Origin of the sequence: Candidatus Thiothrix sulfatifontis (genome assembly GCA_022828425.1) — a bacterium.
Lineage (GTDB): Bacteria > Pseudomonadota > Gammaproteobacteria > Thiotrichales > Thiotrichaceae > Thiothrix > Thiothrix sulfatifontis.
The window spans coordinates 2,123,621-2,137,066 of the sequence record CP094685.1; the positions used below are offsets into that span (position 1 = coordinate 2,123,621).

A 13,446-nucleotide genomic window follows, 5' to 3' on the forward strand; every position below is an offset into this window, starting at 1 on the left:
AACTGCAAATCAATTGCATTATTAATGCACCGTTTTTGATTGACATATGTCAACAAATCTTAGATTTCATCGTTTTTTAATTGATTTTTTCAATTTTTTAAAAATCTCAAAGCCTTTTTGTCGGAAAAGGCAGAATCTCCACCCACTGCTTTAGGGTCAACGGCTGTGTGTCGTTGTTAGTTAAAAAACAAGGAGATTTCCATGGAAATGCTCGGATTATATCCCACTTGGTTAGAGCCAATGGTGGGCAGCGGTTGGGTCGTTGCTATCATCTCAACCATTCACGTATTGGCGTCACACACTTCAGTGGGCGCAGCAATGGTATTTGCGTACCTTGCGGTCGTGGCTTATCGGCAAGACAAGCCCGAATTGCTCGATTACATCAAAAAGTACGGCCTGTTTTTGCTGGTATTTTCTTATGTCATTGGCTCGATCACAGGTCCCGGTATTTGGTTTTCGACCACCGTTGCCAGCCCGCGCGGAATTTCGGCACTGATTCACAGCTTTGTGTGGAAGTGGGCGGCGGAATGGGTGTTCTTTGTTATTGAAGTCGTCGGGGTGTACATGGTGGTGTACTTGGTTGGCAAGGTTGACCAGAAAACGCACATGCGCATCGCGGTCATCTTCGGGCTGGCGTCTTACACCACGATGTTGATCATTATCGGGATTTTGTCCTTCATGATGTGGCCGGGCAAAGAAATTTGGTTTACCGAAGGTGGCTACCTCAACGGTTTCTACGGCGCGAATACCTTTGCGCAACTGGCGATGCGTACCGCGTTCATGTTCACCATGACCGCTGTGGTCGGTGGGATTGTGGCCTCTGGCATTAAGGAAGTGGCGTTCAAAAAGGCCATGCTGCGCCGCTTGGCGGTGCTGGGGATTGTGTCTACCTTGGCAGGTTCGCTGTTATTCCAATGGTATTTACACACATTGCCCGAACAAGCACACATCGTTTTAGAAAACCGTTTGCCGGATTATTTCCAACCTGCGTTGATGATCGTATTGAGCGGTATTTTGGGGTACTTCTTATTCACCTTGGTAATGCCGCGTGTGATTGTACCTGCGATTGCCAGTGTAATGACGGTGATGATTTTGGTGTTCGGGTTGTGGCCTGAAGAAGTGGCGCGTGAATCGATTCGCAAGCCTTTCGTGGCAGGGCAATACGTGTATTCCAATCAAGTGATTGCACGCGATGTGCCGGGAATGGGTATTAAATCAGAGATTCCGTTGCTCGAAGAAAAAGGGTTTCTGCAAAGCCATGTGTTTCTGCCAGAAAACTTACGGACAGTGACCCCGGACAATGCGCGTGAAGTCGGTCATGCGTTGGCAATGACGGCGTGCTCTAACTGCCATTCCTTGACCGATACCGGGATTCGTCCGTTGGCGAAATACTTCGGTGGCAATACCGATATTGGTGACATTAAGAATTATTTGTTGGGCGCATTGACGACCGGCAATACTTTGTACATGCCGAAAATTCCGTTGAACGATAGCGAAGCCGAAGCCTTGGCGGTCTACATCGGCGCACTGAAAGATGACACGGTGGCAGAAAACTATGCCGCTACCCGCAAGCCATTGGCACAAGCAGGGGAGAAATAAACCATGAATGCAGAAATGTTATACGCGTTACGCGATGTGGCAGGCGTGCCGTCGCACCCTGTGTTGTTCCTGATTTTAGGGGTGCTGACATTTGCCCTGCACATGATTGCCGTGCAAGTGATGTTGGGTGCGTCCGGTCTGGTGATTTGGGGGGCGCTGTCGAAAGCGGCTTATAAACGCCAGTTGGCGGCGGCGATGTTGGGCGTGGCGAAAATTGCGGTGTCAGTCGCGGTGGTGCTAGGGGTTGCGCCGTTGCTGTTTGTGCAGGTGATTTATGACCCGTTCTGGTACACCTCCAATGTGCTGTCAGCCTGGTGGGTAATTGGGTTTATCCTGATTCTCATCGTGGGCTATTTGCTGATGTATTTTTTCTACGCGAAAAATCACCATCTGGAAACGCAGAAAACCATCTGCCCCGGCTCAATGGTGCTGTCGTTGGTATTGTTGCTGGTGGTCGGTTTCATTATGCACGTGCTGACTTATCAAATGCTGTCGCCGGATCAGTGGATGCAATGGTACGCCCCGAACGGTGAAATCGATGCGTCAGGGCGCAAGTTGCACGATTATAACTTGTGGCGCTTTGCATTTTTCATCAGCTTGTCGGTGCTGGTAGTGAGTGGCTGGGTGTTCGCTTACCGTCATTACATTAGCCATCGCATTGATGTGGATAATGGCTATTTGCAATGGCTGCGCGGCTTGGCGACGACCTTGAGCTTCGTTGGCGGCGGCGTGGCATTGTTCTTTGGCATTGGTTGGATGGTAACTTTGCCTGCCCCGCAAGCCGGTTTTGCATTTTCACCTTGGGTCGTGCTGGCAGCCGTGCTGATTGCCCTCACTGCTGTTATGCCGAAACTCATCGGTAGCCGCGTGAATGCGCCGCTGTTCGGTTACGGTTTGTTTGGGATGGCGGCAGTGACCATGATTCTGATTGCAGTGGCACGTGAAGTATTGCGCTGGAATATTTTGTTTGGTCAGTTTGGCTACAACGCACTCGATTATCCGGTGAACATGGATTGGTACAGCACGTTAATGTTCTTCGGCACATTTTTGATCGTTGGCGGTGTGGTGCTGACGTATTTTCTCACCGTGGCATGGCAAGCCGGGCAAACCGAAGGTGTGTATACACCGTCACCGGCGATTACACGTTTGGGTAATCTTTCTATCCTGCTCATCGCGTTATGGATTGTGCAATTCTTCGTGACGGGTTTGTGGGTATGGCTGCGCTAAGGGGGCAAGCATGAAACTGAAATACGCATTGATCCCGCTGTTGCTGCTGACCATGATCGGCAGCACCCAAGCGGATGAGAAAAAAGTTGTCGAGAAAGCTGCAAAAACGCCGGAGTCCAAAACGGTAGCGGTACCCGCGCCAGCCGCCGACAGCGTTTCCAAGGATGAATTACGCGAGATGATCCGCGAATTGATTCAGGAAGAAATGGCGAATTTGCAACCGACCAGCAACACGGAAAGCAAGCCGGTTGCGCCTGCTCATGCCGCTAAAGCGGGCGAAATCCTCGCCCATACCTGCGCGGGATGTCACGGCACGAACGGCACGCTGGAAAACGAAGCCTTCATGCCACTGGCAGGAATGCCGGAGCAGGAATTCGTCAAAACCATGCTGGATTTCCGCGATGGCGCACGCCAATCGACCTTGATGGGCACGGTTGCTAACGGCTTGAGCGAACAGCAAATCCGCGACATGGCACGTTATTTTATGGAGGTATCCCCATGAGTCTGAATCGACGTGAATTTTTGGGGCTGCTTGGCGCAACCGCGCTGGTGGGCGCATTCCCCTTGCGTAGCGCATTTGCGGGGGCGCAACCGCATGTGGTCATTATCGGCGGTGGGGTAGGTGGGGCAACTGCTGCCAAATACCTGCGACTGCTTGATCCGAATATTAAAGTGACGGTGATTGAAAAAAATCCGGTCTACATCCGCCCTTACGGTTCGTCTGAAGTTGTCACCGGACATATTAAAATGGACGATTTGAACGTGACTTACGACGCGCTCAAATCCAGATACGGCGTGAATGTCATCATTGACGAAGTGGTCGGCTTCTACCCCGACAAGCGCAATGTGAGTCTGAAAGGTGGGCGTAAAGTCAGCTACGACAAGCTGGTGGTGTCGCCGGGGATTGAATTGCTGTACGACAAGATTCCGGGCTATTCCGCTGAAATTGCCGACACTAAAGTCACTTCGGGCTGGATTCCGGGTAAGCAAACCGCGTTGTTGGGCGAACAGCTCAAAGCCATGCCACAGGGCGGTACGTTTCTGATGGTGGTTCCACCCGCGCCCTACCGTTGCCCGCCGGGGCCTTACGAGCGTCCGGCATTGGTGGCGGAATGGTGCCAAAAACACAACCCGACCGCCAAAGTCATTATCGTTGACCCGAAAGACGAATTCGTCACCGACCAGACCATGATGCTGGGCTGGAACCGCTTGTACGGTTTCAATATCCCGCAAAAATTCCGCAAGGATATGCCCGCGAGTGTGGAGATCAAGCAGCACAGCAACCCCGGTATCCTGAGCTGGATTCCGAAAGCGGATGGCGGCACACCCGTGTCGCTGGACGTTGAAAAAATGACGTTAAAAACCGAGGGCGGCGACATCAAGGCGGATGTGATCAATATCGTACCGCCGATGCGGGCGGGCAAGATTGCCACCGCGATGGGGCTGACCGACGAAAAAGGCTGGTGTCCGAATAACCGCAAAACCTTCGAATCCAGCCTGCACCCGCATGTGCATGTGATTGGCGATGCCTGCCATGCTGACGTGATGCCGAAATCCGGTTTTTCGGCGAATACGCAGGCGAAAAGCGTGGCGCGTGCGATTGTCGAAGCGTTGGCAGGGCGTGAAATTCCCACACCTAGCTGGGAAAATACGTGTTACGCGCTGGCGGGTTCGGATTACGGGCTGTTCGTCGCCGACGTATTCGAGCTGGCGGAAGCCGAAAACAAGATCAAGCGGGTGGGCAAATTCAGCCGATATTTGAAGCTGGATGCGACTCCGGCGCAAATTCGCATGGGCGCGGTCTACCAACAAGCTTGGCTGAAATCCTTCACGGAGGACTGTTTTGCATGAAAACTTTACAACTTTCCTTCATTGGCGTGGGTGCTGCCCTGTTGCTATCCGGCTGGGTGTGGGCAAATGATGCCGCGCATGAAGTAGCGGATGCGGTTAAATGGAAACCTGCCACCTTGCGCGTAGCGTTGGCGGATATGCCAGCGGGTGACATTGCCCGTGGTAAAGCATTGAATTCGCAACTGATGTGTGCGTCGTGCCACGGTGAAAATGGCGTTGCTCCGACCAGCAATTGGCCAAACGTTGCGGGGCAAAAAACCGATTACACCTACAAAATGCTGTTGGATTATCAGTCGGGTTTACGCAGCGAAGATGAGCGCAGCAAGCTGATGACGGCGGCAGTCGAGCCGATGAGTCAGCAGGATATGGCGGATGTGGCGGCGTATTACGCCAGTTTGCCTGCACACGAAGCCACGGTTAAACCCCCAGCGCACGCGGATGCGGAACGGCTGGTGCGTAAGGGCGACCCGACGCGCTTGCTGACACCGTGCGCGTCATGCCACGGGGTGAAGGGGCAGGGCGGTAAAGAAGCCGCTCCAGCACTGGCGGGGCAGTCGGAAAAAGCGTTTATCCGCACCATGATGCTGTATAAAAATGGTGAGCGCGATAATGATGTGAACAAGTCGATGGCACAGTTTGCCGGTAAGTTGACCGATGAAGAAATTCGGCAGTTGGCGGCGTATTACCACACGCGATAGTTTCGTTAGTGCTTCCTCCTCCTGGCACGTATCAGGGGGAGGTTTTGCGGTTGATCATTAGGTATGAAAAATGCAGATTCCATGCGACGGCGTTATGATTTACACTCGTTCAGATGACGATCAGAGTAAAGTTTTTGCAACTGTTGGTGTGTACGCGCTAGGGCGGTAGCGTGGTTTCATGGCAACTCACCTCCGCAGTCCCAGACTATGCGGAAGACTTGCGAACTGTGCTCACTGATTGAGCGCAGGCTTCCTATCCTGATATTCCAGAACGCCGCCTAATAAACTGTTGAACAAAAAATAAACAATTTAGCTGATGGTTTGCCGTCTGTCAGTGGGATAGAAAATACATCTGAAAACAAGAGTATAGCAGCAGAATTGCCTTTATTGTCTTTCCTTTGATGCGGGAGACAAAGCAATGACTGACAATAAAATCATTCAGAAAATACTGAGCAGTGAATTCCCCAGTTACAAAGCCAAGTACAAACAGCCGTTTAGGGTGCTTAAGTCGGTTGAATCACAAATACGTTGCCGCACGGAAGAGCAAGGCGTTACCCGATACCGTTGTGCTGAGGATGGTTTAGAAAAGACGGTTTACCATTCTTGCCGCAACCGTGGCTGCACCCTTTGCAATAAACGCAAGCAACTGGAATGGCTGGATAGCCAAAAGAACCGCCTGCTTGCCTGTGACCATTTTCACTTAGTATTCACGCTGCCATCTGAATACCACCCGTTGTGGCGTTATAACCGGAAATGGTTTATCCAGACCCAATTTGAAGTGGTCAGTGAAACGTTAAAAGACCTGTTGCTCGCCAAAAACGAAAAACAAGCGACCCACAAAAGCTATCTGGATGCCACGCCCGGTTTTATGTTGGTGCTACATACGTGGGGACGGCAATTGACCTTACACCCACACATCCATTGCTTAATCACTGCGGGTGGATTAACCCCAAGCGGACAATGGAAAGCTGTTGAAAATGGCTTCCTGCTTCCCGTCAAAGTAGCCAAAGCCCTTTATAGGGGTAAGTTTCAAGCCAGAATAAAAGCCTTCATCCAAAGCGAATCAGTGAATATTCCCAAGGATGACAGCAGGGAAACCCTGATGTTGGCACACAAGTCGCTGTACAAGAAAGAATGGAGTGTGCGCATTCAGGAAAAATACCCGCATGGCAATGGTGTGTTGTCTTACCTGTCGCGTTACTTAGGTAGTAGCCCGATCAAAGCGCAACAAATTCAGTCGGTCAGTCATCAGGCGGTGGAATTTGGGTACAAAGATCATCGTGATGGCAAACACAAAACACTGCGTTTAGCCATGCCTGAATTCATGAAGCGGTTACTGATTCATCAACCTGAGATTGGTGTCCACACTGTCCGTTACTATGGGATTTATGGTTCGCAAGCGAAAAAAGCCCACCAGACTAGCGTTGAACTATTGGGTACAGCGTCCGTTCAACAGGGCGTTTCATCTGAAAGCAATGACTTGAAAAAGGTGTATCAGGTACTGTGTGATTGCTGTGGCGTTGCTATGCAACCAACCTACGTAAAATTCCGCAGGACTCAAATTGAAAATTCCATTATAAAAGGTGTCTGTCCCGACCAAGAGGCAGACCAACGTTCAACAACCCGATCAAGCAGACTTACTTACACCGCATCACCTTCAAGTTCGTTCCATTCTGATACTGTTTTACTCACTTGAAGGGCTGTTGCAGCGATTCGTAAGCTGCTTATCTTTGACGGTTGGCATCCTAGAGATTGATGTATCTCCCTAAACCAAGAGATTAAAAGTACGCGATTGAAGTGCGCAGCTAAATATACAATAAGTATTTTCTATAATTATATAGAAATTCACATAATTTAAAATTGATAAATTTACTATACTCCATTAGGAAATTTTTAAGGAGTGAATAGACTTATGAAAATATTTATTGCTTATCCAAATAATCTTTTGAGAGATAAAGCAAACCTTTTGAGCAGTAAACTAAGAGGACATCAATACCAACATTTCATTGATTTTAATTCAATCCCAATTGGAGCAGGTTGGGATAAAACCATCAGAGACAATATAGCAAAGTCCAATGTTTATATAATTTTATGGCAAAAAGGTATTGATTATGATAAATATGTGAATGATGAATTAAATCTCATACTAGATCAAAAGAATAATTATCCTAATAAGAAAATAATTCCTGTAATATTTCCATCAGATTCTGATGAGCTTTCAGTTAATAACGAAAATGATTTCAATCCTTTTTTAGAGTTACAGTGTATTGAAGTAAATCAAGAAGACATTAACAATCAAAGATGGCTTAATTTAGTAGTTAATTATCTCCAAAAAGTTGATAGCAAGTTAAATAAAATAGTTGAGTGGATTCACAAAAAGTGGCTTATTTTAATATCTATTGTGACAGTTCTTCTTGGTCTGGTTTTTTCAGTATATCATTTTTTTCCTGAAATAAAAAAATTCATCACAGACATAAGTGATTCTAACCATAAAAAAGCAGACTTCTTTTGCAATCAATTAGAAGACACAAACTTTAAACTAATAAATACTTATACTTTAACATCTAAAGATAATTATGAGATAGAAACATACGGTGGAACTTGGAGCGTTAGTGGGATGGATCGCTGTGAACTTGATTCTAACAATAGCACTAATAATAATTTATTTCTTATAGAAGGAACCGGAACAAGTGAACATTATTTTTATTATGTAAGAGGTAATGAGAAATACAAAGTCGGGAAAAGCAGCAACACTCATCCAGACTATATTAAATTCAATACTGGTCAAAGTTTTATTCAAGGATATATTTCATTAATCAGATCTTTTAAAAGCCCTCCTTCAAGTGACCTTGAGTGTGATAAAGATTATATAGGAAAGCTAACGGGAGAATGGGCAAAAAGAGATTTACCTAATTGTGAAGTAGTTAAAGAAAAATATAAAGCCCTTAATAATCCAGCTCAAGTAGTTAAAAACTGTAATTCGACAATGACAAAATTTGATTCAAAAATTTATTTATTTCATGTCTGTTCAAAAGATGATGGTGGGTATTATTACCGTATACTAGAGCAAAAATGATGCGAATAAATAATATAACCCCTATAGAGCCAACAATTTATTCGACGACGGACGCGGTGACAGCCCGCGACTCCGATCAATTAGTTTATCGCCGCGCCCGTCACACGAGGCGTTGAGGCTGTAGAATAACCTCCAAACCACTTTTTCGATTTTTAGAAATTGAACGAAAGATAAACAAATTCGTGATGTACGTAAATCTTTGAGGGGTTTTCAGTGAAAAGTATTCAAAGATTTACGTACATCACGCCACTTTTGAGATTTTGTTAGAGAGACCTAGGTTTTTCTACAGCCTCGTTAGCACCAATCCATATGGCATACACCAGACCAAAAAGTGATATTAAATTATCGCCAGATGAAAAAAGAGAACTGCTACAGGAGTATTTTGATTACTATCAAAAAGTAGCATTAAGTAATCCAGAACTTCTCAATTCAAAACTACCTCGTGATGCCTTTGATGATTTATTGAATGATATTGGCGAATTAATTCTAACCAAGTCAAAAAAGTTATCATCCAAAGAAGGTCAAGTTAGCTCTTTTCTATCAAATAACCCTTTGCCACAAAAATTAGAACAATATTTACCAAAAGAGTTTAGAGCTTACTGTTTAGCGTTAAACTCATTAAAACAATGGCTATCCGCTGAACAAGCAGCGACAGACCGATATATTTTTGGTGGCACAGCTCGACAACAATATAAACAGCTAACTAAAAACTGCTTAATATCAGGCATATCAGCAGACGAATTTAATATTGAGCTACATCACCCGGTGAGAGATGGAAGACCACCTATTCCTTTAGCAAAAGAAATTCATGAAAAAATTGAAGAGCAAACCCCAACCACAAAAGAAAAAGATAAAATAATGGAAATAATTTATCCAATAAAGAAAGAAGGTGGGCGTTCTTGGATTATGTTAAAATTAGGTTGTGAGTTATTGTTAGATATAGCATCCACAACTAAAAGTAAAAATATCCAAGCATCATCAAAAACATTTGCACGTAAAGCTAGTAAAGCCACTAACTTAAGTTATCAAGAATTGCTCAATTGGATAAAAACAAAAGAACTTATTTAAATGCTAACGATTACATCGACGACGGACGCGGTGACAACCCGCGACTTCGCCCAGTTTACTCCCCGCCGCGCCCGTCCAAGACAAAAAATTAGGTATTCCATGGACTATATATCCTCCGATGACGTTGAGAAATCGCTAGATTTAACTGAGCAATTGATGCTTTATTACAGGGAATATGGCCTCGTTTGGGATAGGGGCAAGCGTAGGGAGCTTTTAGATTCAGTGGAGCATTTCCATATTTTGAATAAAGGCTCCTTTATTGGCTTTTTCGCATTCTTCAAAGAAGAAGATCATATTTATGTCTGCGATCTGCAATTGTCACCAGAGCACCAAAATAAGGGTGTGGGTAGTGCTGTAATGCAGCATATTATTGACATTGCGTCATCGTTGGGTTTAATGGCTATAAAACTGTCCGTCTTTAAGTCCAACAGCGTCGCAATGCACCTTTATCGGCGTATTGGTTTTGTTGTGTCGGAAGAGGGTAAAATGGTTTATCGGCTTAGCTATGAACTTACCTAACAATCGCAACTAGCCGGAAATATTTTCCGTTCCTTGTTTTGCGGTCTACGCTACGCTACCGCAAAACAATCCACTCCAAATATGCCGCTGTTGCGGGCGTTGGCCTAAAGTTGAGAAACTATAGGTATCCTAAAAATTTATTTTTATCTGTCAAATTATATAAGTACCCATGCGAAATTTTTTGGCGGATTAATAGATTAACTTATTTGATAAATAAGCATACAAATCTTAAAAAACCATAACAAGGTATTTACCTTTAAATTATAGTTAGAGCAGGATAAGCCAATCCATTTAGTTTAGGTCTTAATTTTTATGATTATAACTTCTATTGCCGTAAGTCTTTATTTATGTTTATTGCTGGTTTTTATAGCTTATAGGCCAGATGATAGAATATGCATAAAGTATACTGCATTTCCTGCTTTTTTGATAAATAATGAAGATATAAAAATATATTCAAATGATAAAAACCTCTATGTTTATTCGATTTTTATAAAAAACAGCAAAAAGAAAAATATTTTAAACTATGAAAGTTTGAAAGTAATAAAAATTACGACAGAGAACAGTGTTAGCTTCAAATCCATAATTTCAAGTAATCCTTCTTATATAAAAAATAATATTTTACTAAAAGATAAGGAAGTGAGCATTCATGTTGCTGAATTACAAGAACATGACTTTATGCGCATAGATTTTTTATATTTATCAAATTTCAAAAATCATCATCAAAAAGATAAAAATACGATATTTTTTGACCCGCCACGTTTGTGTTTTAATGATGAAATAATAAATAAAGAAATTTCTGTTAATCAGTTTCGTATTGGAAAAGTAACAGAAAGTAGTTTTTTTGGAAAAATATTAAGAAGTTTTTTTATAATTTTCATGAATAGTGCAATTCTATTAGTGATATATGGAATTATTAATCAATTGAGTGATATTCTTTATACGAGTGTTTCTTTTGATATTAAAGAAGTTGTTTATAATTTTATGGAATCTATTTTTATTTTAGCAACTGCTGCATTTCTGTTAATGATTTTTGGATATACAAAGTATGAAAACGAAAATAATCTTGTGAATGAGATTAAAGATTATTACGGAATTCCTAATACGGTTAATATTATTGCATATGTTATTATGTAGTTGTTTCAATATTGAGCTTTATTGATAAAAGGCATAAAGCTGATTTGCTTGGTAATTTAATTATTAAATGATGCTGGCGATTCAACGCATAAGACAGAAATGCGAACGGACAAGGCTTTAAGCGGATTGCCCTACTGCTTGGGTAGCTATCCCAACAGAATGGGGTGGTGTTATGCTCTACGCCACCAAGTGTTAGGAAGGAGGTTTCATGTCAGCAAAACACCCTATTGTGGCAATCACCGGCGCGATGGAGTCCGGTTCTGTGTCTGTGATTCAGGCATTGGAGCGGATTTTTTACCGCGAACGCGTCAAAGCTGTCTACATCGACGGCAGCGCTTTCCGACGTTATGACCGCACCGCGATGCGCGAAGAAGTGCGCAAAGCACAGGAAGAAGGGCGCACCTTGGGGCATTTCGGCCCTGAAGGTAATCATCTGGATAAATTAGCCAGCTTATTTCTCGAATATGCCACGGTTGGCAAAGGCGCGTATCGGCATTATTTGCATACGTCGCGGCAAGCGGAGAAATACGGGCAGGCCGTTGGCACGTTTACACCGTGGGAGCCGATGGATCCCGACAGCGATTTATTGTTGTACCGTGGCTTGCACGGCGCAGCGGTGGCGGATGGTGTTGATGTTGCGCAATACCCCGATCTTTCGATTGGAATTGCCCCCAACGCGAATTTGGAGTGGATGGCAAAAATCCAGCACGAAATCAAAGAAAAAGGTGTCGCATTAGATGACGCGAAAACCGCGCTGCTGAACCGTTTGCACGATTATGTGCATCACATTACCCCGCAATTCATGCGCACCCACATTAATTTCCAGCTTATTCCTTTGGTGGATACCTCCGATCCGTTTGGGGCTGAAGCCGTGCCAAGCCCGGATGAGTGTTATTTGGTGATGCGTTTTTCAAAGCAATTCCAGCCTGATTTTTTGCCATTGCTACACGATATTCCGGGGGCGTTTATGTCACGCCGCAATACGTTGGTGGTGCCGAGTAGCAAGACGCTGATGGCGATTGAGCTGGTATTAGTGCCGATTATTCATCGCCTCATTGATAATAGCCGCCAATTGCGCGGTATCACCGACGTGCCGGAAGAGCGTGGCGCGGGCGTGTTAGGTTTAGTGGAATAACGGCAGCCGTGATTTATCGCAAGGAAATTGACGGGCTACGCGCCCTAGCAGTGTTGCCCGTCATGCTGTTTCATGCCGGATTCAGCACCTTTGGTGGTGGATTCGTGGGCGTGGATGTCTTTTTTGTCATCAGTGGCTATTTGATTACGTCAATTATTCTGGCTGAACTGGAGACAGGCACGTTCAGTCTCGCGGGCTTTTACGAACGGCGAGCGCGGCGGATTTTGCCCGCGCTGTTTTTTGTGTTGCTGGCGTGTTTGCCTTTGGCGTGGTGGTTGTTATTGCCACATGAATTGGTCGCGTTTGGGGAAAGCTTGATTGCGGTAGCGGTGTTTGCCTCTAACATTCTGTTTTGGTTGCAAACCGACTATTTTGCGGCGACGGCAGAGCAGATTCCGTTGTTGCATACGTGGAGCTTGGCGGTTGAGGAGCAGTATTATCTGGTGTTCCCGCTGTTGATGTTGCTGGCGTGGGGCTTGGGGAAACGTTGGCTGTTGGGCTTGTTGGCACTGATCGCGTTACTGAGTTTGGGTTGGTCGGAATGGTTGTGGCGCAGCTCGGTTGAAGCCAATTTCTATTTGATTCCCAGCCGCGCATGGGAATTATTGGTGGGGGCATTGGCAGCATTTTATTGGCAAAAACACCCGTTTCCACAAGGAATCTTGGCGCAAAGCGGCAGTCTATTGGGTATCGCTTTATTGGCTTGCGCGGTATTGTTTTTTAATGAAGGGATGCCGTTTCCAAGCCTGTATGCGCTAGTGCCGACGCTGGGCGCGGTGTTGTTGATTGTGTTTGCAACACCTGCAACGTGGGTCGGTCAGTTGCTGGCATTCCCGCCGCTGGTGTGGGTGGGGCTGATTTCGTACAGTGCGTATTTGTGGCATCAGCCGGTATTCGTGTTTGCGCGGCTGCAAGCGTTGGAAGAACCGAGCCAGAATGTCATGGCAGCGCTGATAGCGTTGAGTTTGGGGCTGGCGTGGTTTAGCTGGCGTTTCGTGGAAAAACCGTTTCGCAATCGGCAGCGTTTTACCCGTACCCAAGTATTCGCGGGGGCATTGGTTGGTAGCGTGCTGTTCATTGCAGTGGGGGCAGCGTTGGTGTTGACCGATGGCTTTGCTGGTCGTTTTGCGGATTGAAAA

Annotated in this window: 12 protein-coding genes; all 12 read left to right on the plus strand. The window is 45.4% G+C overall.

What is annotated here, in order from left to right:
• Positions 1 to 201 precede the first annotated feature (201 nt).
• Positions 202 to 1,599, plus strand: a complete 1,398-nt coding sequence (locus L3K52_10885; GenBank protein ID UOG90706.1) for a cytochrome c — start codon at positions 202 to 204, stop codon at positions 1,597 to 1,599.
• A gap of 3 nt (positions 1,600 to 1,602) precedes the next feature.
• Complete coding sequence (locus L3K52_10890) at positions 1,603 to 2,826, plus strand: hypothetical protein (protein ID UOG90707.1); 1,224 nt, start codon at positions 1,603 to 1,605, stop codon at positions 2,824 to 2,826.
• Positions 2,827 to 2,836: 10 nt separating this feature from the next.
• A complete protein-coding gene (locus tag L3K52_10895) occupies positions 2,837 to 3,328 on the plus strand; it encodes a c-type cytochrome (protein ID UOG90708.1) in 492 nt (163 codons plus the stop codon).
• Complete coding sequence (locus L3K52_10900) at positions 3,325 to 4,677, plus strand: NAD(P)/FAD-dependent oxidoreductase (protein ID UOG90709.1); 1,353 nt, start codon at positions 3,325 to 3,327, stop codon at positions 4,675 to 4,677. Before L3K52_10895 ends, L3K52_10900 begins: the two co-directional genes overlap by 4 nt.
• Complete coding sequence (locus L3K52_10905) at positions 4,674 to 5,375, plus strand: c-type cytochrome (GenBank protein ID UOG90710.1); 702 nt, start codon at positions 4,674 to 4,676, stop codon at positions 5,373 to 5,375. Before L3K52_10900 ends, L3K52_10905 begins: the two co-directional genes overlap by 4 nt.
• Before the next feature lie 418 nt (positions 5,376 to 5,793).
• Positions 5,794 to 7,071 (plus strand): transposase, encoded by a 1,278-nt coding sequence (locus L3K52_10910; protein ID UOG90711.1) that lies wholly within the window; start codon positions 5,794 to 5,796, stop codon positions 7,069 to 7,071.
• Between the two features lie 216 nt (positions 7,072 to 7,287).
• Positions 7,288 to 8,451: a TIR domain-containing protein gene (locus L3K52_10915; GenBank protein UOG90712.1), complete on the plus strand. Its 1,164-nt coding sequence runs from the start codon at positions 7,288 to 7,290 to the stop codon at positions 8,449 to 8,451.
• Positions 8,452 to 8,760: 309 nt separating this feature from the next.
• Positions 8,761 to 9,519, plus strand: a complete 759-nt coding sequence (locus L3K52_10920; protein UOG90713.1) for a hypothetical protein — start codon at positions 8,761 to 8,763, stop codon at positions 9,517 to 9,519.
• Positions 9,520 to 10,038 (plus strand): GNAT family N-acetyltransferase, encoded by a 519-nt coding sequence (locus tag L3K52_10925; protein UOG90714.1) that lies wholly within the window; start codon positions 9,520 to 9,522, stop codon positions 10,036 to 10,038.
• A 312-nt stretch (positions 10,039 to 10,350) separates the two neighbouring features.
• Positions 10,351 to 11,172, plus strand: coding sequence for a hypothetical protein (locus tag L3K52_10930; protein ID UOG90715.1), 822 nt, complete (start codon positions 10,351 to 10,353; stop codon positions 11,170 to 11,172).
• A gap of 208 nt (positions 11,173 to 11,380) precedes the next feature.
• Entirely contained in the window at positions 11,381 to 12,307 is a 927-nt protein-coding gene (locus L3K52_10935; GenBank protein UOG90716.1) for a phosphoribulokinase, read from the plus strand.
• An 8-nt stretch (positions 12,308 to 12,315) separates the two neighbouring features.
• On the plus strand, positions 12,316 to 13,443 hold the full coding sequence (locus L3K52_10940) for an acyltransferase (GenBank protein ID UOG90717.1): 1,128 nt from the start codon (positions 12,316 to 12,318) through the stop codon (positions 13,441 to 13,443).
• Positions 13,444 to 13,446 lie beyond the last annotated feature (3 nt).